A 22,377-nucleotide genomic window follows, 5' to 3' on the forward strand; every position below is an offset into this window, starting at 1 on the left:
GCAGTGGTGCCGCCGTTCGGCTGGTGACGGACACCCGCTTGCGCCTCAGGCCCGGACAGCCCACCTGACCTGTGCCAGCTTGTAGGTGTCCTGTTTGTCCGGCACGGATCGTGACATGGAGAGTCGTCGTTCCGGGAGCGCGGCTCGAAGACTGGAGGAGACGGCCGATGGCAGGTGGCGGACGGCCGTCGGGTCCGGCCCCGACCGGTGGGTCGCGACACCCGAGACCGGAAGAGACGTCAGCGCTGAAGCGGCTGAAGCGCGCACGTGGCACTGTGGCTGCCGCTGCGGCTGCGGGCCGTGGTCGGATTCGCGGAACGGCAGAGCGTGTCGGGCAGCTGCCCCCGCCCCCGGGTCCGTTCCGCCCCGGATTCTGGCGCAGTCCGATCCGCGGGCCCTGGCTGACCTCGGTATTCGGCCTGGTCCTCCTGGTCGGCATTCCGCTGCTGTTCATCACCGGACTGCTCTCCTACGCCGCCTACAACCCCGGGCTGAGCCCCCTCAACGACGAGACCCCCGACAAGGGCATCCTGGGCTTCTACCTCTTCAGCTGGCCCACGCATCCCTACTGGCTCTACCGGCTGCTCCAGGGCGTGCACGTGACACTGGGCGTGGTCCTCGTACCGGTGCTGCTGGTCAAGTTGTGGTCGGTGATCCCGAAGCTGTTCGAATGGCTGCCGGTACGCTCCGTCGCCCATGGCCTGGAGCGCTTGTCCCTGCTGATGCTGGTCGGCGGCGTCATCTTCGAATTCGTCACCGGAATCCTGAACATCCAGCTCTACTACGTCTTCCCGGGCTCGTTCTACCGCCTCCATTTCTACGGCGCCTGGGTGTTCATCGCCGCCTTCGTCGTCCACGTGTGCCTCAGACTCGGCCGGATGACCCGGGCCCTGCGCTCGCGCAGCCTGAGTACCGAACTCCGCACCGACCTCGCCCACACCGTGCCCGAACCCCCCGATCCCGACGGCCTGGTGGCGGCCGCCCCCGCCGCGCCGACGATGACCCGCCGCGGCGCGCTCGGCATGGTGGGCGCGGGATCGCTGCTCCTCCTCGTCGTGACCGCCGGACAGAGCATCGGCGGCCGGCTGCGCGCCACCGCACTGCTCGCACCGCACAACCGCGACCCCGGCAGCGGCCCGAACGCCTTCCAGGTCAACAAGACGGCGGCGAAGGTCGGCATCACCCCCGCGCTCGTCGGCCGCACCTGGCGACTGGAGCTCCACGGACACGGACCACCACAGATCTTCACCCGCGAGCAGCTCCTGGCGATGCCCCAGCACGCCGCCGCACTGCCGATCGCCTGCGTGGAGGGATGGTCCACCGAGGACCAGCACTGGAGCGGCCTTCGGCTGGCCGACCTCGCCGCTCTGGCCGGCCTGCCCGGTGCGGGAAGCGTCCTGGTGCAGTCGATCCAACCGCCCGGCCCCTTCACCAGGGTGGTGCTGCGCGGCAACCAGATCCACGACCCCCGAGCGCTGCTCGCCCTCCGCGTCAACGGCGCGGCCCTCACACTCGACCACGGCTACCCGGCCCGCATCATCGTCCCGGCCAACCCCGGCGTGAACAACACCAAGTGGGTCCACCGGCTCACCTTCAGGGCGTGACCATGGCACGATTCGTCCGCTGGTACGGCTCCGAACCCCTGCACCTGCTCGTCCTGATCGCCTCGTTCGCCCTCACCGGCTACGCCATGGTGCGCCTGTTCGCCGTCCAGCCGTGGGAGGTGGCGATCTGGTTCGTCGGGGCGGCCGTCCTCCACGACCTGATCCTGCTGCCCCTGTACTCGCTGTCCGACCTGTCGGCCCTCTCTGTACTACGACACCGCGCCGATGCCTCCACCAGACCGACGGTGCCATGGATCAACCACCTGCGCGTCCCCGCCTTCCTGTCAGGTCTGCTCCTGCTGGTCTGGTTTCCTCTCATCCTCCGTCTGGCAGTCCCCTACCCCGGTGACACGGGCCTGTCCGACAGCGTCTACCTCGGCCGATGGCTGGCGATCACCGGCGTGCTCTTCGCGGCCTCCGCGGTCGCCTTCGCGGTGAGACTGCGCCGCGTGCGCCGGCCCGGCAGCAGCGACGGGAGCCGGCCCCCTGCCGGGGATGGCGCAGCACCGTGACAACGGACGAGGACGAGCTGTACGACGCCGACGAGGACGCCGACGAGGACCCCTACGCGCTCGCCCTGCGACCCGGCCGCGGACCGGTCTACCTACGGCTGGACGGCGGGCGCCGCATCCGGATGCCCGTCCACCGCTGGCACGAGCAGCCCACGGCGGCCGACAACACCGTCCTGGCACGCTGCACCGGCCCCGTCATCGACATCGGCTGCGGCCCGGGCCGTATGTGCAGAGCACTCCTGAGCCAGGGAGTCTTCGCCCTCGGGGTCGACATCACACCTCGCGCGGTCGCACTGACCACCGCCCTGGGCGGGCTCGCACTTCGGGCATCCGTCTTCGACCGGCTACCGGCCGAGAAGGGCTGGCAGACGGTGCTGCTCATCGACGGCAACATCGGCATCGGAGGCGACCCGCGTGGCCTGCTGCGCCGCTGCGGCGGCCTCATCGCCCCCACCGGATGCCTCGTCGTCGAGGTCGACCCCCAGGACGTGCAAGAGCAGTGCACCGCCCGGTTCGAGAACGTCCAAGGCCAGGCCGGGCCGTACTTTCCCTGGGCCCGACTGGGACGACCAGCGCTCCACAGGATCGCCGCCGGGCTCGCCCTCACCGTCACCGACCAGTGGACGAGCGGCCACCGCTGCTTCGCCACCCTCACCCACCAGGGGTCATCCTGCGACCGTCCTGACGCGGACCCCACAGCGACGGAGGACGGCGGGGCAGCGGTCGTCTGAGCCGGACGCTGCCCCGCTCCCCTGCGCTGCCCGGGGTCGGTCAGCCGGCACCGCGTGCTGCATGCCGCCCGCCCGGTTCTGGCGGCCCCCTGAATCGTGGGGTCGGTCGGCTTCGGCGTGCGCCTCGACGTCCCCGATGCCGGCGGCCTGCCCGGCCCCCGCCCACTGGCCTGGACAACAAAGAACCCCCGGGTCCACGACCTGGGGGTTTCTGCTGGAGCGGGTGACGAGAATCGAACTCGCGCTCTCAGCTTGGGAAGCGACGGCGCCTTGGCGGCCTCTCACCTTCTGACCTGCGCAGATTCCTTGTGCTGCTACTGGCGTTGGGGCCCGGTGGCGCCGCTGTTGACCGTGGTTGTCCGCCCTGAAGGGCACGCTGTGGGCACGACGCCGCAGGGTGGCCGGCCGTCGTGCCCAATGTGTCTTCTCCGCAGTCGGGTTCTCAACGCGCAGGTCGACTGAGCGGAGCCGTCGCGACTGCACATGGGTGCCTGGCGCCGTCGTGGGGCCGGGTGTGGTGCGCATGCTGCTACGACAGCTGCGAGAAATCCTGCTGGACCGTCGCCCGCACCCTCGGCGCCACCCCCGGCCAGGTCGTCACCGCGCTGTGCGTAGCCCAGCTCCTGCCCGCCGTGCCCGGGCTGCCGGCCGGTGTGCCGGCCGGGCTCGTCCTGTACGCGGCCGTCAGCATCACGATGGTCACGCCCCGGGCCGCGTGGCTGCTCACCGCCGTGTTCGCCATCCTGGCAGCGACCGGCGTGGTCACCGCCCTGCCCGCGTGGGCCGACACCCGCAGTCCCGCCGGGAGCGCCCTCGACTCCGGTTCCGCGTGGGGCCCGTTTCCGTTGAGTACCAGGGCCTTGTGCGTGCAATACCGTCTCGATCACGAAGCCGTGGGCCGGCCGTTTCGCGGATGCGCGCTTCCCGGAGACGCGTACCTGACGCCGAAGCGGAACAGGCGGTGTCGGCCGGGTTCCAGGGCCAGGGCGCCGGCGTGTTCCGGGCGGTTGAAGGCGTCGGTCGTGGCCTCGACGGGTTCCAGGGCGATGGCGGCGCGGCGGTCTCGTGCCAGGGTGTCTCCGGTGAAGACGTGCAGGTAGCCGCCGTACTGCCACACCCGCAGTTCCCCACCGGTCGCCGGGTCGCTCAGTACGGTCTCGGTCCGACCGTCGGGGCCGGGGGAAAGGTTTGCGAAGCAGGCGTCGATGACCGCGTCGCCCAGTCGTCTCGGCGTCCGGAAGTCCATGTCGGGGGAACGGTCCAGGGGGATCCGGCCGTCCTCGCCGTGCAGGGGGACGAGGGACGCGTCGGTGCGGATCAGGGTGTGGGCGGGGATGTGCAGGACCAGGTCGTCGACGGGGCGCGACAGGGTGAAGTAAGGGTGCCAGCCCGCCGCGTAGGGAGCGGTGGCGTCGCCCACGTTCGTCGCGCGGATCACGACGCCCAGCTCCCGGCCGCTGACGGTGTACTCCACCTCCAGGTCGAGGGCGAACGGGTAACCGGGGTAGCGGCCCGGTCTGATGCTCGTGCTGCGCAGCAGCAGGCGGGCGGAGTCGGCCGTCGTGGTGGTGCGGACGAGTTCGAACGGCGCCTCCCGGGCGAAACCGTGGTAGATCAGGCGGTCCGTGCGGCGGCCGGGCAACAGGTCGTGGTCGTGTCCGTCGTAGCGGTAGCGGCCGTCGGCGATGCGGTTGGGGAACGGGGCCAGCAGACCGGCCCGTACGCCGTCCTGGGACAGCAGTTCCTTCTCGTCGCGGTAGCCGTCCGTCAGTTCCCGCAGCCGGGCTCCGTCCCTCACCTGCCAGCTCAGCAGCGTCGCACCGCGCAGGGCGAGGACGGCGCGTGCGGAACCGTCCGGCGCGGAGACGACAAGGGTGGGTTCGCCGCCGAGACGGTCCTCGGCGATCCGGTACTCGGCGGTCATACCCTGGCGTTCCCTTCAGCTCGCTTCGGGGGCGAGCTTCTTCGCGCCCGTCATGATGGCCACCGCGTCCTCCATGGAGTGCGACTGCGGGGTGATGACGCCCGCACGGCCGCCGAGCCGCTGGATGTGGATGCGGTCGGCGACCTCGAAGACGTTGGGCATGTTGTGGCTGATCAGGATGATGCCCAGGCCCTGGTCGCGCAGGTCGCGGATGAGCTTGAGGACCTGTCCGGTCTCGCGGACGCCGAGGGCGGCGGTGGGTTCGTCGAGGATCACCACGCGGCCGCCGAACGCCGCCGTCCGGGCGACCGCCACGGACTGCCGCTGGCCTCCGGAGAGCGTCTCCACCGCCTGGCTGATGTTCTGCAGCGTGCCGATGCCGAGCCGCTTCATGTGGTCGGCGGCCTGCCTCTTCATCTCGCCGGTGTCGAGCATCCGGAACACCGACCCGAGGATGCCCTTGCGGCGGATCTCGCGGGCGAGGAAGAGGTTGCTGGCGATGTCCAGGGCAGGGGCCACGGCGAGGGTCTGGTAGACCGTCTCGATGCCGGCGTCGCGGGCGTCCTGCGGGCGCTTGAAGTTCACCTCTTTGCCGTCGACGAGGATGCTGCCCCGGTCCGGGACGAGGGCCCCGGAAAGGCACTTGATCAGGGTGGACTTGCCGGCGCCGTTGTCACCGATGACGGCGAGGACCTCGCCGGGGTTGAGGGTGAGGTCGACGTCGTTCAGGCCGACGACCCGGCCGAAGACCTTGACCAGGCCCTTGGCTTCGAGAACGGGGGCGGTGGCGGTCGTCACGACTTCACACTCCGGATCCACTGGTCGACGGAGACAGCCGCGATCACCAGGACGCCGACTGCGAGGACTTGGTAGTTGGGGTCGATGCCGGCCAGCGCGAGGCCGTTGACGAAGACCTGGACGATCAGCGCGCCGATCAGTGAGCCGAAGACCACGCCGCGGCCGCCGAACAGGCTGGTGCCGCCGATGACGACGGCGGTGATGGACTGCAGGTTGGCGTTGAGGCCGCTGTTGGGGTCGCCGCCGCCGACCCTTCCGATGAGGACCCAGGCGCCCACCGCGATGGTGAACCCGGCCAGCATGTAGGCGCTGAGCAGCACGCGGTTGACGGAGATGCCGGCGAGGCGGGCGGCTTCGATGTCGTCGCCGACCGCGTACAGGTGGCGTCCCCAGGCGGTGTAGCGCAGGGCGTAGCCGACCACCGCGTACAGGGCGATCATGAGCAGGACGCCGTTGGTCAGGTTCAACTGCCCGAGGGAGACGGTCTCGCCGCTCCACATGAGGATGTTGCCCGGTTGCAGGGCGATGGTCTGGCCCTTGGCGTAGATCAGGGTGATCGCCGTGAAGACGCTGAGGGTGCCGAGGGTGACGATGAAGGGCGGCAGCTTGACCTTGGTCACCAGGAACCCGTTGACGGCCTGGGCGGCTATCGCGACGACCGCCCCGGCCAGCAGGGCGAACACCCCGGGCCAGTGGTTGTCCGCGACGAGCTTCGACATCAGCAGCGAGGAGAGCACCATGACCGCGCCGATCGACAGGTCGATGCCGGCGGTGAGGATGATGACCGTCTGCCCGACGGCGAGCGAACCGATGACGGCCACCTGCTGGACGACCAGCGAGAGGTTCTGCAACGCGTAGAAGCGCTCGTTCACCAGGGAGAACACGACGGCAGCGAGCACCAGGACGATGGCCGGGCTGAGGGCCGGCTGACGGTGCAGTACCGAGTGGATGCGCTGGGCGGGAGTGGCGGGCCGGTTGAGGAACTCCTCCGCCGGTGCCGGTGTGGCTTGACTGTCCACGTGAGTGGTCACAGGGGGTCCTTCCGGTTTCTTCCCTGGTACGGGCTCATGGGCTCGGGCGGAGCGGGTGCGACGCCGGCGCCGTGCCGGGTCCGGCGTCGCACCGAGCTCAGGGGGTGTCAGCTGCCCCAGCAGGCGGAGGCGGCCTGCGACGGGGACTGCACGGTCAGGCCGTCCAGGGACTTCGCGGCCGCCAGCGCGGTGCCGGTGTCGTAGAACGACTTGCCGTTGGTCACGCTGGGCTTGCTGCCGCCGCGGGCCAGCTTGGCGATCGAGCTGACGCCGAGGGCCGCCATCTTGCCCGGGTACTGCACCGCGTCGGCGGCGAACTCACCGCTGGTCACGTTCTTCAGGCCGGCGCAGCTGCCGTCGATCGCGTAGATCGCGACGCTCTTCTCCTTGCCGGCCGCCTTCAGCGCGTTGTACGCGCCCTCGCCCGCGGGCTCGTTGATCGCGTAGACGACGTTGATGTCCGGGTTCGCCGACAGACAGTTCTCCATCGCGGTGCGGCCGCCGTCGATGGCGCCCTGGGTGGGCTGGTGGCAGGCGACGGTGTACGTGCCGCCCTTGCCGCCGGTGTACTTGCCGGACTTGGCTTCCTTGCCGTTCTCGGTCTTGCTGCCCGGGTCTATGCCCATGCCCTCCAGGAAGCCGTGGTCGCGGTTGATGTCGACGGAGACGACCTGGTTGTTGAACAGGTCGAGCATGGCGATGACCGCGGGCTTGCCGTTCAGGGCGGCGGCGGCGTACTGGCCGTCCAGCTTGCCCGCCTGCTCGTTGTCGGTGGCGTAGGTGATGTCCGCGACGCTCGCCGGGTTGGGCGCGGTGTCCAGGGCGATCACGAACAGCCCGGCCGCCTTGGCGCGACCCAGCGCGGTGTTCACCGCGTCGCCGTTGGTGGTGATCAGGATGCCCTTGTCGCCGCGCGCGATGGCGTTGTCGATGGCGGTGATCTGGGTCTGGGTGTCGCCGTCGGTGTTGCCCGCCGCCACCGTGAGGCCCACGTTGTCCTTGGCGGCCTGCGTCTTGGCGTCCTTCTCCATGCTCACGAAGTACGGGTTGGTGAGCGTCTTCAGGATCAGCGAGACCCCCACCTTGCCGCTGCCGCCCGAGGCGGAGGAAGAGGAGCTTTTGTCGGAGGAGCCGCAGGCTGCCAGCGTGGCGCCGAGGCACACGGTGACGCCGATCGCCGCCACCCGGGTACGCCGACGGCGGCGGCCCGACACCTGGCTGATTGAGATGGTCATAGCGTGATCCCTTTCGGAGCCCGTCCCTTGGCCGACGCTGAGACAACGTTGACTGGACGGGATACTGGGCCCGTATGGACGAGGGCGTCAAGGGGCTGATAGACATGCGCCCGCAACGAGTAGGTAACGCGTACCCGGTTGGAGACAACGATGACTCAGGGCGAGTCGCCGCCCCGATCGACCCGCAGCCGCCCCACCATGCGTGAGGTGGCGGCGCTGGCCGGCGTGGCCATCAAGACGGTCTCGCGCGTGGTCAACGGCGTCCCCACCGTCGATCCGGCGATCGTGGCCAGGGTCCGCGAGGCCGCCGACAAACTGGGCTACCGACCCAACCTGACCGCCAGCAGCCTGCGCCGCGGGGACGGTCGTACGGCCACCATCGGCATGCTCGTCGAGGACGCGGCCAACCCCTTCTCCGCCGCGTTGACCCGCACCGTCGAGAACGTGGCGCGGGAACGAGGCGTGCTGGTCCTCGTCGGCAGCCTCGACGAGGATCCGGCCCGCGAACGGGAGTTGGCCAGGGCGCTCATCGACCGGCGGGTCGACGGGCTCGTGATCGTCCCGGCGGGACGCGACCAGAGCTACCTGATCAGCGAGCAGCACACCGGCACCTGCATGGTCTTCGTCGACCGCGAGGCCGGCCTGCTCGCCGCGGACGCCGTCGTCTCCGACAACCGGCAGGGCGCCGTCACCGCCGTCAACCACCTGCTGAAGGCCGGCCACCGCCGCATCGCCTACCTCGGCGACCGGGCGTCCATCCCCACCGCCGCCCAGCGGTTCGACGGTTACCGGCACGCCCTGGAAGTCGCGCACATCGAGTACGACGACGGGATAGTCCGGCACACAGGGTCCAGTGAGCAGGCGGCCATCGCCGCCACCGAGCAGCTCCTGTCCCTGCCGAACCCACCCACGGCGCTGTTCACCAGCCAGAACTTCGTCACCATAGGGGCCGTTCGCGCGCTGCGAACCCTCGGCCTGCAGGACACCGTCGCCCATCTCGGCTTCGACGACTTCCCCCTCGCCGACATCCTCAGCCCCGGGATCTCCGTCATCGCCCAGGACGTCGAGCAGATGGGCAGGACGGCCGCCGAGATGCTCTTCCGCAGACTGGACGGCGACCCGGCCCCCACCCGCACCGTCACCGTGCCGACCCGGCTGATCCAGCGGGGCTCCGGCGAGGTCCCGGCCGGAGGCCCCCGCCATGACTGAACCGAACCAGGCAACGGGACGGCTCCCGGCCGTGACCGTGATCGGCGAAGCCCTCATCGATCTGGTCCAGCTCGACGCGCCCGGCGACTACCGCGCCCGGCCCGGCGGCAGCCCGTTCAACGTCGCCGTCGGCCTGGCCCGGCTGGGACACCGCTGCGCCCTCATGGCACGGCTGGCCGACAACGCCTTCGGCCGGATCCTGCGTGCCCACGCCACCGCCGAGGGCATCGACCTGACGTACGCCCCGGCGGCGACCGAACCCACCACGCTGGCCGTCGTCTCCATGGACGCGGAGGGGCAGGCGAGTTACGACTTCTACCTGGAGGGCACCGCGGACTGGCAGTGGACGCAGGTGGAGGCCGCCCACGTCCCCCCGGAGACCGCCGTACTGCACTTCGGCTCGGTCGCCTCCTGGACACCACCGGCCGGTGACCACATCCATGCCACCGTTCAACGGCTGCGCGCCAGTGGTACGGCACTGATCAGCTACGACCCCAACGTCCGTCCCGTCCTGCTGGGCGACCCGGAGCGCGGCAGGCGGGCCGTCGAACGCAGCGTCGGCGTCGCCCACATCGTCAAGGCGAGCCGCGAGGACGTCGAGTGGCTCTACCCGGACACCCCGGTCGAGCGGGTCGCCGCCCGCTGGCTGGAACTGGGCGCGCTCCTCGTCGTCATCACCGACGGCCCCGACGGCGCGCACGCCTTCCACACGAGTGCGGAAAGCGTGAGCCGTCCCGGCCGGAAGGCCGCGGTGGTCGACACCGTCGGCGCGGGCGACGCCTTCACCTCCGGGCTGCTCGGTGCCCTGCTCCGCCGCGGACTGCACACACCGGAGACCGTCGCGACCGCCACCGCGGCCGTGCTGGCGGCCGCCGTCGACGACGCGGTCCTGGTCTCGGCGCTCACCTGCGAGCGCCTGGGCGCCGATCCGCCCACCGCCCGCCCGCGGCCGCACCTTCCCGCCCACGCACCCCTTGCGGAGACGGACCTTTCCTTCCCCGACGGCACCGACCCGGCCGGCCCAGAGGGTGTTATGTGAGGTTTCGGCATCATCTCCCGTCGCCTGACCGACACCGCCGCCTAGACCTGGCGCGACGCCTGACAGAGCACGCTGTGACGACCTCTCCGTTCCAGATGGTCGCCGAGCGGGAGGCTGGTGCGGTCGCCGCCGACGACCGGCGAACCCAGATCGCCAGGCTCAGCGAGCAACTGGCCGCCGTCGAGGACGAACTGTCCCGACTGGAGATCACCCGCTCCACCGCACTGCCCCTGGGCTACACCGAAGCCGGATCGAGACGCCGCGACCGACGCCGCCATCGCCCAGCCCGCCTACCGGCAGATCCTGAGGGCACGCTGGGCACGGGCACCACAGACTGATCTGGAGTGCCGTCGCCGGGATCCGCCACCTCGGACGTGGACGTTCAAATGTTGGTGACGTATTCTTCTATGTACATTACCAACATTGCATTGCGTGGGAGGTGCGGTATGTCTGTGACCCAGATCGACATCGATGACGATGCCCTGGAACGCGCCATGGCCCTGGCCAAGGTCAGGACCAAGAAAGAGGCGGTCAATCTCGCGCTGCACTTCTACGCCGAGCAGCAGGAGCGTGCGGCTCGGATCAGCCGTCACTTCGAGCGCGCGCGTGAGTGGGGTGCCGTCGAGGACGCCGAGCGCCTGCAGCGGGCGGAGAAGCACAACCGGTGATCTACCTGCTCGACACCTCCGGCCTGGTCCGGCTGCTCCGCGATCCCAAGCTGCAATCGGCCTGGCACGACGCGATCGATGCCGGTGCCATCGCATCCTGCTACGTGCAACGCGCCGAGTTTCTTCACAGCGCGCGGAACGGGCGCGAGTACGACGAGATCATGGAGATGTTCACTGACCTCTACCCAGATGCGTCGGTGCCGAAGAACGCGGGGCGCTGGATCGGTGCGGTGCAGCACCGCATGGCCCGGGCCGGGGAGCATCGCAGCGCCTCAGCGGTCGACCTCGTCATCGCTGCTACCGCGGCTCACCATGGCTTGGCTGTCCTCCACGACGATGCCGACTACCGTGCCGTCGCCCGGCACGCATCCGACCTGACCGAGCACAACATCCACGACATCGCCTGAGGGGATGTCGAAGTCCTGTCTGCTGGGCAGGAGTTGGGCAACCCATAGTGCTGCGGCGCCCGCAAACGCCATCCGTCTCTCCGAGGGGACAGACGGGCTGAGAGCCCACAGGCGTGACCGATGCGGTTGATACAGCGAAACCACAGGTCAGGGGAACCGTCCGGTGTCAGGGACGGTGAGCCTGCCATGGCCGCCGAGAACTCGTGCCCTCCACGTGCCCCGTCTTCGATGCGCCAAGAGGCCGGATCCTGCGGAAAGATCCCCGCCAGTACACCAGCCCCAGGCCGCTGACCTCGGGCTTCAGATGGAGCGGGGGACGAGAATCGAACTCGCGCTCTCAGCTTGGGAAGCGACGGCGCTTGGAGAGACACATGGCTCTGACCAGCGAAGATGCCCTGTCGTCGGGTGGCCCTTCAGGTTCGATTGCACCGCTGTTGACCGTGGTTCTCCGTCCTTATGGGCACGCGCTGGGCACGGCGTGCTACGGATGGAACGACCCCCGACCTTGGCGCTCCTCCACTCTGCTCAGTCTCTGGCGCATTGTCGACCGATGGTCCATGCAGTTGCGGGTGCACATCTTGCCGTCGCAGGTGTCCTGCAGCGAGACATCGACACCGCCTGGCAGGTTCACGGTGTCGATGTCCTCGTCGTCCTTGCGGGCGGTCCGTTTTCCTCCGAGCCTGAGCCTGAGGCGCCGACCGGATCGTGGGAACCCGGAGAACAGGTCAGTGTCTAGAAGCCATGCCTGGGCAGGCGGGTCCGGGTGTAGCCGTCGGGGACTTCCTCGTCCTCAAGCTCTTCCTCGGACAGATGCGTTCTTGGCGGGGGGCGTCGCCGAACGGGCCTTGTGAATGGCAACGTGAACGATTCACGGAACCGTTCCATGAGGGGGCGTGGTGCGAAGGCGCCACCCTCTTGGATTGCAATCCTGCGACGTGTCCAGGCTCGGAACGCCAAGGTGCCGAGGGCGAATACGAGAAGGCAGCCTGTGGCCACGTAGAGCCAGGTTGAGGCCGACGGTAGATGAGGTAGTAGGACATCGGGTGGGCTTCCTGCGGGCTGCGTTGTCCGGAGGAGGCGGCTTCCCGCGACAGACAGAGCCATGATGCCCACCACCGCCAGTGCCACCAGGTGGGCACGGAGAGCGGCTACTGCGCGTACGACATGCCTGGCGACGGTCCCCGGCTTCTTCTGCATCGCCTCGGCCGTCTCGGCCTGCGTGTACTCCAGGGCTTTGGTCGCCCACACCGCGGTGCGTTGTTGTGGAGGCAGGTCGTACAAGGCTTTGTGCACGGCCATCCGATTGGCGACCAAGTCGCTGAAGTCCGCCACGTGCACGTCTGTCGGTCGTGTCTGCTGGGCAGGCGTGGTGGCTAGGACTGCTCGTCGCCGGTTCTGCTGGCTTGCTGCCCGCACATCGTTACGGATGATCGTGAAGAGATACGCGCGGGGTTCGCGGATCTGCTCAGCAGTGCGCAGCGCTTTGGTGAATGCGGCCTGCACCACATCCTCGGCAGACAGTACGGACTCCGGAATCCGCTCCGCGTCCAGCAGCCGACGAGCGAGCCCTTCCATCTCGCCGCGGTGATTCCGATACAGGGCGCCCAGAGTTTCAGCCGCCACGTCATTGGGATAGTCAGACAAGGCCCTCCCCCCGCTTCCTCTCCTTCTCTCCGCTGCCACCGTCGTTCTCTGGGCCCCGCCGCGCCTGGATCAGAGCCGCCCTGGCCTGCGCCCGGTTGCGGTAGGAGACGCTGTCAACCCACCCCTTCAGACTGGGAGCCAGGATGACGGCGATGGACAACACTGCGCCCGCAACTTCCACGGGACACCTCCTCCGATTCGGTTGCCTCCAATCCCCTTGGTTCGTCGGGGCGGTGGCGGTACATCTCTGAAGAGGTGCGAGGAGGAGATTCTCATGACACGGCCGGAGAATTTTCGAGCGGTCACTGTGGCGAGCTGATCCACAGCCGTGTCAGTCGCCCTGACCGCTCTGAGGATCTGTCTCCCCTTCGCGACGCCCTGCGTTGCCGTGCATCGCTTCGATGACTCGGCGCCAGGATCTGAAGACTCCGGGGAGCTGGTCGAGGATTCCCTTGACGACAAAGAGGATCAAGGTGATCACGCTGGAGATCGTCAGGACGGCGATCGTCAAACTGTCGCCCAAGGTTCTGGCCTCTCTGCTGAGTGGTCGAACCTCTCCCTGCGGGAGCAGTTCGACCATTTCTGGATGGTCGAACCGGCATCCCGCCGGCACAAGAATTCAGTTCGGGAGCTACGGCTCCCACGGTGGGTACTGCTGGCTCTTCGAATGGGGTGACCCCGGCGGGGTCAACAGGGCCCGACAGGGCGTGGTGCCGGCCACTGCCCCTGCAGACGTCTGTTCTTCCTGGCACCCCAGCGCGAAGCCGGGCCGCCCAGGGCGCGGACAGGACGTGCCGCAAGACACGACCTGAGATTGCTTGGAATCTAGGGCAGTTACTGGACGTCAAGGGCCAGTTCTATTGTTCGGCCGCACGGGAGACCGGGAGTGTGGCACAGTGCGCCGCCCAGCCCATTTCTTCAACTTGCCCTGAGAGCCTTGTACTTCGAGCGCACGGCTCCAATTGGGGCCAACGCCTCGGGCCCTGCCGACCGCAAAGGGAGCCGCCGCCCCATAGGCCAACGCCAGCGCGGGAACAGTCCGGGATAGCGGCCGAGCGGTCCGGTCAGGGCGGCTCCCGCGAACGGCGCCAGGGCAGACGCGATGGTCGCCGGAGCAGCCAACAGCCCTGACAGGCGCCCGTAGCGGGTCGTACCCATCGGTCGGTGACCGCGGTGGCCTGGAGCAGGGTGAGGTTGCCGCGCACCATGCCGGCCAAGAAGGCGATGCCGACGACTAGGGGGAAGGGGCCGGAGATCAGCGCGAATACGGTAGGTGGAGGCGTCGGGGCGCACCCAGCCGGTCGGGGCGAGGAGCTTCTCGGTGACCGGGTGGGTGACCTCGACCTAGGTGGAGAACAGACGGACGTGCGACCACTCGCGTACGGCGCTCCCGGCGGCCGGGCCGGTTTCCAGGAACAGGGGTTCGATGCCGCGCTCGACGAGGTGGGCGGCGGCGAGGCCGATGGGGCCGGCGCCGATGACCACTACGGGCAGCTGGTCGGTGGTGAGCGCGTTCACTGGGGCCGACCGTCTCCCACCATCTGAAGAAGCTCAAGGAGGCCGGGTTGCTCACCTCCGAGCGGCGCGGCACCTGGATCTACTACCGCGTCGAGCCGTCCGTCCTGGCCGCGATGGGTAAACTGCTGACCATTGCGCCGACTTCGGCCTGAAGGCGACCGGCAGCCGAGAGGGGCGCACCGTCGCGGTACGTCGCCCCCCTCGACGTTCGCGGAGCGCGGACTGGTCTCCGCGCTCCGCAAGGCGTTGATCGACTCCACCGAGGCTACCGGCGTCCGGACCATTCGCTCCTGGATCTTCCCCGAGGACACCGCCACCGTCGCGCTGCACCAGCGTGGCGCTTCCGCGGCATCGGCACCGCGAACGCCTGCGTCGGCATCACGGCCGGTGACGGGACGCCGTGCCCATCGAGCGCCGCAGTCCCACCATCAACTGAACGCCGGAGACCGTGCTCAGGCGGCTTCGGCAGGCTGGGGGTTCCAGAGCTGCGTGTACCGCTCCACCTCTTCGGAACTCAGGTTGTTGTCGCCCTCGGTGCGCACCAGGGTGGTGTCCCAGGGCTTGTTGCCATCGGGGCGCGGCGTGAGCAGCACACCGAGGGTGGAGCTTTGCTCGGCCAGGCCGGTCTGCTGGTGGAGCTGGTGATGGCGCAGCAGTACGTACGACTGGAAGGCGGCTTCCACCTCGGGGCCGAAGCGCGCGGTGCATCCGAAGATGAGCTGGCGGGTGCCGGACGGGTCGATGGAGCGGCGCCAGCGCCACTTGGTCTCGCCGTCTGGCACCTCGCGCACGTCGGCCAGCATGTCCAACAGCAGTTGTCCCCACTCGGCGCGCGATCCGACCGGCAGCTTGTCCAGGTCGGAGAGGAGGAGCTGCCTGTTGGGCTCGCTGATCTGCGTTCGGATGGCGCTGGCGGCGACATCCTCCATGATGATGCGCATGACCCGGTGCGCGTGGTCCGACCCCACCGGGGCCTGCGGGAGCAGCGGGGTGGAGTAGGAAGTTCCGCCGAGTGCGGCGACCGCAGGGTTGAGGGGGCCGGGAGGTGCAGCGGCGTCGGCCGCGGCGAACTCGTAGTACCGCACGGGCTCTTCGCCCAGGGCTACGGGAGGTTCGCCGGCGGCGCGGAAGAGGTAGTCCAGGACGGCGGTGGTGGAGCGCAGCTGGTCGAAGAGGAAGTCCCAGTCCCGCCGGGTCAGGGCGATCATGGGGATGCCGATCGGCTCCAGCGGGCAGATCGTGCCCTCGGGTACGTGCTCGTGGTCCAGCAGGAACACCCCGATCCACTCGTAGGTGTTGCCGTCGACGGACAGCGTGCGATCACGGCCGTTGGCCATGTTGGCGGGCAGCAACCGCAACTGGCGTACGGTGCCCTTGGCCTGGCGCACGGCCTTGGTCGCCACCTTCTGGATCCAGGCCACCTCGCTGTCCGCGTCCTTGGGCCGGATCGTGCGCGCCTTGACCTGGATCACCGCTCCTCGTCCGCCGGCGAGCAGCAGCCGGTCGCCGAGCTCGCGTCGCCCAGAGCCCTTGCTCGCGTAGGCCGACTGGAAGACGAAGTCGGACAGTCCCCAGGTGGCGGCAGCGGTGTGCGCCGCCACCTCGGCGCCTGGGCCGTGTTCCACGCCGGAGGGCAGGGGCAGTGCTGGACGTATGCGCCGCACGTACTGCCCGTTCGCGGTTTCCACGATGAGCGTGAACGCGTCGGGGTCGTCGTCCTGGATGAACCGCCACAACGCGGGAGAAGCCTGATCAGTCACGCCCTCTATTAGACGCAACGCGCGGCAGCCGACGCCTGCCCTTTTCTCGTAGTACGTGTCACTCGGCGGCTTTCCGGCCCGACATGGAGATGAGCGCCACCAGCGCCAGCCCGACCACGGCGCCGACGAGTTGCATGCCGATGAACCCCAGGACCGAGCCCGGCGCGATGCCCGCGAAGGTGTCGGTGAAGGTGCGGCCGATGGTCACCGCCGGGTTGGCGAAGGACGTCGACGAGGTGAACCAGTACGTGGCGCCGATGCAGGAGGCGACGGTCACGGGGGCGTACTGCAGGCGGCCGACGCGTGCCAGGCCGAAGATCAGCAGGATCAGGCCCGCCGTCGCGACCACCTCGCCCAGCAACAGGTGCCCGTCCGAACGGTCGTGTGTGGACCACTTCACCAGCGGCTCGGCGAACATCGCGTCAGCCAAGATCGCGCCCGCGATCGCTCCGACGATCTGCGCGCGGACTACGTCCGCCTGGTGTGCCGACTGTCGTAGGTGTGGCGAGCGGCAGCCTGGCGCGCGGGTGTCCTCAGCCTCTTGAGGTATGAATCGACAGGGAGCGCATCTACTTGATTTCCACGCGTGATTAGAGGCTTCCTGGTATCGTCCGATCCGTGGAAATCACTCTGCAGCAGGCAGTGAGTGATCTCCGGCGGGCGCTGGAGATCATCCGGGATGTCGCGCGCGATGTGTACGCGACCAATGCCGACCGTCATGACCCGTCGCATGGGGACGACAACGGCACCTTCGCTCAGCTGGTCTGGCGGAACATCGCCAACCTCTCCTTCCAGAAGCTCAACCAAGCAGGGATTCCAGTCCGAAGGGTCGCCGGCGGGGCCATCGAAGTCACTTCCGGACCATGGGTCGTGAGGATCTACAAGTTCCCGCTGACGGCCCCTGACAAGGTGCGGGACAAGCTCGAACAGCTCAGTTGGGACGGTAGCGCCGCTCGACTGAGAGGCGCCGTCCTGAACAGCGCGCCGGAGGATCAGTTGGCCTTCGACCAGGACCCGGACTGGGCCGAGAGCTTTGCTGAGGCCGTTCGGCAGGGGCATGTTCGGATCATGCACACGGGTGACCCGGAGACGGGAAACTGCGTCATCGAAGTGGGGCTTCCGCGAGACAACCGAGAAGGCGGTTCGCCCTGGCTTGATGGCACCGTTGAGATCCACAATGATCTCCAGGTGAGCCTCCCGGCTCCGCGGTCGACCGAGGACGCGCTCGTCGGCCTGGGTGGGCTACCCCCAGAGGGAGTTTCGGATCGAGATGGTCTGCTGCCGTCTGAAACGGATTCCCGCGAGGATCGGCCCGCTGTAGGGAAGGCACCGAAGGCACCTGACCATACCGATCTCGAAGAGAACGACCTGCCGCTTCGTCGGCGCACCGAAGAGACGCGCGACGAGCGCGAGAACACAGACTGAGAAATCTATGCCGACACCGCCGCGAGGATCGAGAGGCGCTGAGCTCGCCTCCCGCTCCTTCGAACCCGAAGCTCTGACTACGGCCCGACAGCTTCGAGGGCTGCGCAAGAACGAGCTTGCAGGGAAGGTGGATCTCACGCCGGCAGCGGTCAGTCAGTACGAGCTGGGCCAGAGTCGGCCTTCGGCCACGGTCGTTGCGCAGCTGGCCATGGTCTTGGGGGTGCCCGCCACGTTCTTTACTACAGGGCACCCGCATCCAACGGTGCCCAGTGCCGCCCACTTCCGAAGTCTCAGGGCGACAACGCAGCTGCAGCGGGATCAGGCGGTTGCGTTCGGCAAGATCGTCTGGCGGCTGGTTACGACCGTCGAGCACTACGTGGAGCTTCCCTCTGCGGCACTCCCGCGCCTGTCCCTGCCAGCCGAGCCGAGTAGGGCGGACATCGCGGCTGTGGCCCGCGATGCCCGTGATGCCATGGGAGTGCCTAGCGGCCCGATCCCCCATGTGACCCGACTGCTCGAAGCCCATGGTGCTGTGGTCCTGGAGCTACCGGCTATGTCCAAACGGGTGGACGCCTTCTCGCATTGGTACGGGAGTAGGCCGTTGATCTTCCGGAACCCTTCCAAGAACGACAAGGCTCGGTCGCGATTCGACGCCGCTCACGAGGCTGGGCACTTGGTCATGCACCTTGACGCCGAGCCCGGCAGCCGCATTGTTGAAAACCAGGCGCATGACTTCGCCGCCGAGTTCTTGATGCCCAGCGCCGAGATCCTTGCGGAGTTGCCGCAGAGGCTCGACTGGGAGGCGCTCTACGGGCTGAAGCGACGGTGGGGGACTTCCCTCAAGGCTCTCGTCTACCGTGCCCATGCTCTCGGTGCCTTCCGGGACACGACGTACAAGCGCGCCATGATGATGCTCTCTCAACACGGCGATCCGGAGCCTTGTGACCTCGGACCTCGTGAAGCCCCCCTGCTGTTGGAAAAGGCGGTCCGCCTCTGTGAGGAGACAGGGGTCTCATTTGATGATCTCGTCTCCCGCTCGGGTCTGCCTTTCGAGCTTGCGAACGAGGTCTACGCGACGGCGACCATGACGAGGCCGCGCCTTGCGCTTGATGCGTCCGAGGAGAGCGAGAAGTCGGCCACCCCTGAAGTGCTGACGCTGTTCCCCAACTGATGGTGATCCTCGATCGGGGGACCCTCTTACGCATCACACGTACGCAGCCCGCGTACTGGAGCCCGATGATGTGACTGGCAGCCCGGCTGGACCACGCGGGGGCGATGGCGCGGGCGCCTCGGTACTAAGCCTTACTTTGATGTCGCGCTACTGCGGTTGGTACCGCCGACGGCACACCCCGATGCGTGCCGGTTTCGGTCTCGCGGTTGGCGGGGCGTATCCAGACGCGACCGCTGACCGCACATCTGTACGAACTCCCGTCCCGATACGAGACCTGTAGCGGATGTCTCATGTATCCAATTATGAAAAGAAACTGACTACACGTCACGTCTGGCGCTAGCGTCACAGTTGTCCCTGTGGGCTTAGCAGCCCCATACCTTTGCATCCCAGGACGCCTGTGAAGATCAAGCGCGTAAGTATCGAGAACTTCTGCTGCCTGCGCACGCTGGACGTCTCGTTCGATGCCATCACTTCCCTTATCGGCCCCACGGGCGTTGGCAAGTCCACCGTGCTGCGCGCCCTTGACTGGTTCTTCAACGGAGACAAGGGCGGAGGGCTCGGGGCAGAGGACGTGCACTCGGCGGCTGTTGGCAAGCGGATCCGTGTGGAGGTGGAGTTCGACGGGCTGACGGCTTCCGACCGCGCTGCGTTGGGCTACTACGCGCCCGACGGGATTGAAACGGTGCGTATCTGGCGTACGTGGGAGGACGGGGACGATCGGATCACCGGGAAGGCGCTGGCGTACCCGCCGTTCGACGAAATCCGGCAGCATGAAGGGAAACGCGAGAAGCACAACGCGTACAAGGTGCTGCGGGAGAGCGACCCTGGGCTGGATCTGCCTGCTGCAAAGGGCTGGGACGATGCCGAGGCCGCCATGCGCGTCTGGGAGTCGAAGAATCGCGAACGGCTCGCCGAAACGGACGTCGAGGGCACGCAGTTCTTCGGGTTCGCCGGCCAAGGGCTGCTGGCCAAGCTGATCGACTTCGTGTTCATCTCCGCCGACCTGCGCGCATACGAGGAGGCGGACGATGGCAAGGCTACGGCGGTAGGCCGGATCCTTGAGCACGCGGTGGACCGTTCTGAGGCTGACGCTCGGTTCACCTCGATCGACGACGACGCGCAGACGGCTCGCGAGAAGGTGCACGAGGAGATTTACGGGCCGATGCTGAAGAGGTTGTCGGGTTCGCTGTCCGACGAGGTCGCCAAATTCAGCACGGGGCGGCACATCATCGTGAAGCCTGTGGCGCAGACCCCGAAGCCAGCCAAGACAACCTTTGCGGTCAGCATCAGGGATGGCGCGGCCATGACTTCGGTGCGTCGCCAGGGGCACGGCTTCCAGCGAGCGCTGATCATTGCCGCGTTGAAGTACCTTGCGGAAACTCGTCGGCCTGAGGACGGAACCCGGTCGCTGTGTCTGGCGATTGAAGAGCCGGAGCTTTTTCAGCACCCCGCGCAGACAAGGGTCTTCGCCAAGGTCCTGCGTGGTCTCGTCGCCTCGGCAGAGGACCGAACTCAGGTGATGTACGCGACGCACAGCCCTGTGTTCATCGATCCGCGCAACTACGAACAGATCCGTCGGCTCGTCAGGGTGAGCAGTGGGGAACACCCCGATGTCACGGTGCGACAGCTCTCCGAACGGGATCTGATTCAGTCTCTCATCGACCGCGTGTCGGATAAGTCCATCCGTCGTCATGCGACTACGCGATACGTGAAGGATCTGGCAGAGGGCCTTTTCGTCGCGGCTGCTGTGCTCGTCGAAGGAGAGGCGGACGAGGCGGTCATCCTCGGTTTCGCCGAGCAGCAGGGCATGAGTTTTGGTGCGAGCGGCATCAGCGTGATCAACGTAGAAGGCAAAGACAACCTCATCCTCGCCCACGCCATCCTGAGTGGGTTCGGTGTCAAGTGCTACGTCGTCTTCGATGGCGACGCAGGGGCAAAGTCATTGGCTGGGAAGGCTGAGGCTGTTCGTGCGGCAGGCGAGAAGAACATGAACATTCTTGGCTACTTGGGCGCTTCGGCGAACTCTCGGCCGGCCACCGCATGCGAGGCGACTCATACGGTGTTCGAGGATGACTTGGAGGCGTATCTCGCTGAGCACTGGCCGGCGTGGACTGAGCGTCGCAAGGAGTTGGCGAAGCAGGGGGATGGTTACCTGGCCGACTGCAAGCACGCTCCGACGTACGCCGAGGCCGCTCGTACCGCCGGGGGAGAGCCGAAACTCCTGTACTCCTTGCTGGAGAACGTGATGGCGCTGGTCGGTTAGCCGCCTTACGGCAGACGGCAGTCTCCGTTCACGGCCTCGCACTCTTTCCAAGTGGCCTTGCTGCTCAGCGAGGTCGCCTGCACCCTTGTTCGCGCCCCAGGCGATCTACCCGACTGTCAGTGGTGCTCCTTATGGTGTTGAGATGGCAAATGGGGTGTGGCACACCGGATACGGCATAGAGATCAATCTGTCCCTGCCCGACCTCGGTCACGCGGATCGCCCGGATCTGCTTCGAGAGATAACCGCAAGCGTCGCCGACCGCGACTCGCAGCTGCTCGAATGTCTTGCGCACCATGACGGGCGCGAGTGCCTGTCAGAGTCCGGCGGAAAGTCTCCGTGGATGTTCATCCGCCGAGGCCGTGTTGGGGGTCGCCGGCCGCTCGTGGCGTCACACCTGCCGATCACGCACAAGGCGACCCCCGCAGAGAGCGCACAGCACAAGGCTACGAAGGAACGGGTCGTCGATACGGCCTCGCGCTTCGGTCTCGATGCAGAAGCCGAAGTCTCCACGGCGAATCGGCGGACCGTCTCTGATGCCCTCGTCACCGGTCCCGGGGGTATCCGTATCGGCTGGGAGATTCAGTACCACCACATCAGTCCCAGCAGTGTCCATCGCCGGTCCGTCAACGCTGTGCAGCACGAGATCACGCCTCTGTGGGTGGCGAAGGATCGTACGGCCTCGCTGATCGACCGGGCGCCGTGGGCCCGTGTGGACGACATGCCGTGGAAGGACATTACCGACGGCAAGGAGATGGTGATCCGCGGTGGATACCACTACCTCCAGGTCTGGAAGTGCGTGCCCAGCAGTGATCGTCACTGCTCCCTGACCGATGGAGCCGGCCACTGCGACGGGATTCATGCCGAGTGGTTCCTGCCTGCCCTGTGCCATCCGGAGAAGAAGCCGGTCCAAATCGAGGATCTCGTTCTCTCCAGCGCGACAGGGGAGAGCGTCCCCGTGTACGTGCCCAATCGGGGCAGCGGCCGGGCCGGTCGGCACATGTGGGTGCCAGCAGACGACTGCGAGTTATGGCGGGAGCTGGCCGGGGAGAAGGCGCCGCTTCCCGTCGCGCCGGAGCAGGAGGAGGACGATCAGATCACCTTCACCGAGCAGGAGATCGACCGAACCTGCCGCGCCGGTGAAGAGAGATGGTTCGTCAGCGACGCCCGGCCCATCCGCGATCTGGGTCAGCCCACCGGCGGCTACACCCTGCCACGGATGCCGCTACAGCGGTCTGTGAAGCCGACGCTGATCACGTCCGTCGAGCGGGTTGCCGCCTCGGCCGCGCTGGGATGCCCGCCCTGGGAGCTGGGACTGTGCGCAGGATGCGGTCAGCTGATGCGTCGGCACGGACGCTACGCGGCCATGTACTGCGCGGTGTGCCGCGCCGAACTCAACGGCCGTTAGCTGAGGAGCCTTCGTGCTGTCCTGTGTGGTGGA

At 67.7% G+C, this 22,377-nt stretch carries 20 protein-coding genes and 4 pseudogenes; 13 read left to right on the forward strand and 11 right to left on the reverse strand.

From position 1 onward, the window contains the following. Positions 1 to 275: 275 nt before the first annotated feature. From ACWGKQ_RS01715 to ACWGKQ_RS01725, 3 genes are read left to right on the forward strand one after another with little or no spacing between them, the layout of a single operon-like run. Positions 276 to 1,604, forward strand: a complete 1,329-nt coding sequence (locus tag ACWGKQ_RS01715; RefSeq protein WP_453289858.1) for a molybdopterin-dependent oxidoreductase — start codon at positions 276 to 278, stop codon at positions 1,602 to 1,604. A 2-nt stretch (positions 1,605 to 1,606) separates the two neighbouring features. After that, a complete protein-coding gene (locus tag ACWGKQ_RS01720) occupies positions 1,607 to 2,116 on the forward strand; it encodes a hypothetical protein (protein WP_453290006.1) in 510 nt (169 codons plus the stop codon). Further along, positions 2,113 to 2,847 carry a class I SAM-dependent methyltransferase gene (locus ACWGKQ_RS01725; RefSeq protein ID WP_453289859.1) on the forward strand — a complete coding sequence of 245 codons (735 nt, stop codon included), beginning with the start codon at positions 2,113 to 2,115 and terminating at the stop codon, positions 2,845 to 2,847. Before ACWGKQ_RS01720 ends, ACWGKQ_RS01725 begins: the two co-directional genes overlap by 4 nt. 529 nt (positions 2,848 to 3,376) lie before the next feature. Here ACWGKQ_RS01725 and ACWGKQ_RS01730 read toward each other — a convergent pair. The 5 genes from ACWGKQ_RS01730 to ACWGKQ_RS01750 form a co-directional block, all read right to left on the reverse strand. Next, entirely contained in the window at positions 3,377 to 3,589 is a 213-nt protein-coding gene (locus tag ACWGKQ_RS01730; protein WP_453289860.1) for a hypothetical protein, read from the reverse strand. Between the two features lie 141 nt (positions 3,590 to 3,730). Beyond that, complete coding sequence (locus tag ACWGKQ_RS01735; RefSeq protein WP_453289861.1) at positions 3,731 to 4,771, reverse strand: aldose epimerase family protein; 1,041 nt, start codon at positions 4,769 to 4,771, stop codon at positions 3,731 to 3,733. 15 nt (positions 4,772 to 4,786) lie between these two features. Next, positions 4,787 to 5,569, reverse strand: a complete 783-nt coding sequence (locus tag ACWGKQ_RS01740) for an ATP-binding cassette domain-containing protein (RefSeq protein WP_453289862.1) — start codon at positions 5,567 to 5,569, stop codon at positions 4,787 to 4,789. Beyond that, positions 5,566 to 6,600 carry an ABC transporter permease gene (locus ACWGKQ_RS01745; RefSeq protein ID WP_453289863.1) on the reverse strand — a complete coding sequence of 345 codons (1,035 nt, stop codon included), beginning with the start codon at positions 6,598 to 6,600 and terminating at the stop codon, positions 5,566 to 5,568. The genes ACWGKQ_RS01740 and ACWGKQ_RS01745 overlap by 4 nt, the downstream gene beginning before the upstream one ends. Positions 6,601 to 6,707: 107 nt before the next feature. Next, complete coding sequence (locus ACWGKQ_RS01750; RefSeq protein WP_453289864.1) at positions 6,708 to 7,835, reverse strand: substrate-binding domain-containing protein; 1,128 nt, start codon at positions 7,833 to 7,835, stop codon at positions 6,708 to 6,710. A gap of 150 nt (positions 7,836 to 7,985) precedes the next feature. Between ACWGKQ_RS01750 and ACWGKQ_RS01755 the strand changes: the two genes are divergently transcribed. The 5 genes from ACWGKQ_RS01755 to ACWGKQ_RS01775 all read left to right on the forward strand — a co-directional run bounded on the left by ACWGKQ_RS01755 (position 7,986) and on the right by ACWGKQ_RS01775 (position 11,158). Next, a complete protein-coding gene (locus ACWGKQ_RS01755; protein ID WP_453289865.1) occupies positions 7,986 to 9,044 on the forward strand; it encodes a LacI family DNA-binding transcriptional regulator in 1,059 nt (352 codons plus the stop codon). Continuing rightward, the gene (locus ACWGKQ_RS01760) at positions 9,037 to 10,083 is read left to right on the forward strand and encodes a carbohydrate kinase family protein (RefSeq protein ID WP_453289866.1); all 1,047 of its coding nucleotides are present in this window, start codon (positions 9,037 to 9,039) and stop codon (positions 10,081 to 10,083) included. Before ACWGKQ_RS01755 ends, ACWGKQ_RS01760 begins: the two co-directional genes overlap by 8 nt. Positions 10,084 to 10,157: 74 nt before the next feature. After that, on the forward strand, positions 10,158 to 10,421 hold the full coding sequence (locus ACWGKQ_RS01765; protein WP_453289867.1) for a hypothetical protein: 264 nt from the start codon (positions 10,158 to 10,160) through the stop codon (positions 10,419 to 10,421). Positions 10,422 to 10,529: 108 nt separating this feature from the next. Continuing rightward, positions 10,530 to 10,751: a type II toxin-antitoxin system VapB family antitoxin gene (locus ACWGKQ_RS01770; protein ID WP_453289868.1), complete on the forward strand. Its 222-nt coding sequence runs from the start codon at positions 10,530 to 10,532 to the stop codon at positions 10,749 to 10,751. Continuing rightward, on the forward strand, positions 10,748 to 11,158 hold the full coding sequence (locus ACWGKQ_RS01775) for a PIN domain-containing protein (protein WP_453289869.1): 411 nt from the start codon (positions 10,748 to 10,750) through the stop codon (positions 11,156 to 11,158). Before ACWGKQ_RS01770 ends, ACWGKQ_RS01775 begins: the two co-directional genes overlap by 4 nt. Positions 11,159 to 11,890: 732 nt before the next feature. Here the strand turns inward: ACWGKQ_RS01775 and ACWGKQ_RS01780 are convergent. The 4 genes and pseudogenes from ACWGKQ_RS01780 to ACWGKQ_RS01795 all read right to left on the reverse strand — a co-directional run. After that, the gene (locus tag ACWGKQ_RS01780) at positions 11,891 to 12,802 is read right to left on the reverse strand and encodes an RNA polymerase sigma factor (protein ID WP_453289870.1); all 912 of its coding nucleotides are present in this window, start codon (positions 12,800 to 12,802) and stop codon (positions 11,891 to 11,893) included. A gap of 331 nt (positions 12,803 to 13,133) precedes the next feature. Continuing rightward, positions 13,134 to 13,382 (reverse strand): hypothetical protein, encoded by a 249-nt coding sequence (locus ACWGKQ_RS01785; protein WP_453289871.1) that lies wholly within the window; start codon positions 13,380 to 13,382, stop codon positions 13,134 to 13,136. 338 nt (positions 13,383 to 13,720) lie between these two features. Then, a pseudogene (locus ACWGKQ_RS01790) lies at positions 13,721 to 14,058 on the reverse strand (hypothetical protein); the annotation flags it as partial. Continuing rightward, positions 14,057 to 14,320, reverse strand: a pseudogene (locus ACWGKQ_RS01795) (flavoprotein); the annotation flags it as partial. The pseudogenes ACWGKQ_RS01795 and ACWGKQ_RS01790, both read right to left, overlap by 2 nt. Before the next feature lie 5 nt (positions 14,321 to 14,325). Here ACWGKQ_RS01795 and ACWGKQ_RS01800 point away from each other — a divergent pair. Beyond that, a pseudogene (locus ACWGKQ_RS01800) lies at positions 14,326 to 14,472 on the forward strand (ArsR/SmtB family transcription factor); the annotation flags it as partial. Between the two features lie 300 nt (positions 14,473 to 14,772). Here the strand turns inward: ACWGKQ_RS01800 and ACWGKQ_RS01805 are convergent. Both ACWGKQ_RS01805 and ACWGKQ_RS01810 read right to left on the reverse strand, forming a co-directional pair. Next, positions 14,773 to 16,080 carry a hypothetical protein gene (locus tag ACWGKQ_RS01805; RefSeq protein WP_453289872.1) on the reverse strand — a complete coding sequence of 436 codons (1,308 nt, stop codon included), beginning with the start codon at positions 16,078 to 16,080 and terminating at the stop codon, positions 14,773 to 14,775. Positions 16,081 to 16,138: 58 nt separating this feature from the next. Further along, positions 16,139 to 16,549: pseudogene (locus tag ACWGKQ_RS01810) on the reverse strand (aquaporin family protein); the annotation flags it as partial. 149 nt (positions 16,550 to 16,698) lie between these two features. On the opposite strand from ACWGKQ_RS01810, the gene ACWGKQ_RS01815 reads away from it, so the two are divergent. The 4 genes from ACWGKQ_RS01815 to ACWGKQ_RS01830 all read left to right on the forward strand — a co-directional run bounded on the left by ACWGKQ_RS01815 (position 16,699) and on the right by ACWGKQ_RS01830 (position 22,344). Further along, positions 16,699 to 17,505: a hypothetical protein gene (locus ACWGKQ_RS01815; RefSeq protein ID WP_453289873.1), complete on the forward strand. Its 807-nt coding sequence runs from the start codon at positions 16,699 to 16,701 to the stop codon at positions 17,503 to 17,505. A gap of 7 nt (positions 17,506 to 17,512) precedes the next feature. Beyond that, positions 17,513 to 18,676, forward strand: coding sequence for an XRE family transcriptional regulator (locus ACWGKQ_RS01820; RefSeq protein ID WP_453289874.1), 1,164 nt, complete (start codon positions 17,513 to 17,515; stop codon positions 18,674 to 18,676). 397 nt (positions 18,677 to 19,073) lie between these two features. Next, positions 19,074 to 20,939 carry an ATP-dependent nuclease gene (locus ACWGKQ_RS01825; RefSeq protein WP_453289875.1) on the forward strand — a complete coding sequence of 622 codons (1,866 nt, stop codon included), beginning with the start codon at positions 19,074 to 19,076 and terminating at the stop codon, positions 20,937 to 20,939. Between the two features lie 142 nt (positions 20,940 to 21,081). Next, positions 21,082 to 22,344, forward strand: coding sequence for a competence protein CoiA family protein (locus ACWGKQ_RS01830; RefSeq protein WP_453289876.1), 1,263 nt, complete (start codon positions 21,082 to 21,084; stop codon positions 22,342 to 22,344). Positions 22,345 to 22,377: the final 33 nt, after the last annotated feature.

This window comes from Streptomyces sp. NPDC054770, from assembly GCF_053611985.1.

Bases quoted from the DNA above. Each gene is read 5' to 3' on its own strand.
- ACWGKQ_RS01755 (WP_453289865.1), top strand. From the start codon at position 7,986: ATGACTCAGGGCGAGTCGCCGCCCCGATCGACCCGCAGCCGCCCCACC.
- ACWGKQ_RS01720 (WP_453290006.1), top strand. From the start codon at position 1,607: ATGGCACGATTCGTCCGCTGGTACGGCTCCGAACCCCTGCACCTGCTC.
- ACWGKQ_RS01770 (WP_453289868.1), top strand. From the start codon at position 10,530: ATGTCTGTGACCCAGATCGACATCGATGACGATGCCCTGGAACGCGCC.
- ACWGKQ_RS01830 (WP_453289876.1), top strand. From the start codon at position 21,082: ATGGCAAATGGGGTGTGGCACACCGGATACGGCATAGAGATCAATCTG.
- ACWGKQ_RS01730 (WP_453289860.1), bottom strand. From the start codon at position 3,589: ATGGCGAACACGGCGGTGAGCAGCCACGCGGCCCGGGGCGTGACCATC.
- ACWGKQ_RS01785 (WP_453289871.1), bottom strand. From the start codon at position 13,382: ATGGTCGAACTGCTCCCGCAGGGAGAGGTTCGACCACTCAGCAGAGAG.
- ACWGKQ_RS01820 (WP_453289874.1), top strand. From the start codon at position 17,513: ATGCCGACACCGCCGCGAGGATCGAGAGGCGCTGAGCTCGCCTCCCGC.
- ACWGKQ_RS01735 (WP_453289861.1), bottom strand. From the start codon at position 4,771: ATGACCGCCGAGTACCGGATCGCCGAGGACCGTCTCGGCGGCGAACCC.
- ACWGKQ_RS01760 (WP_453289866.1), top strand. From the start codon at position 9,037: ATGACTGAACCGAACCAGGCAACGGGACGGCTCCCGGCCGTGACCGTG.
- ACWGKQ_RS01750 (WP_453289864.1), bottom strand. From the start codon at position 7,835: ATGACCATCTCAATCAGCCAGGTGTCGGGCCGCCGCCGTCGGCGTACC.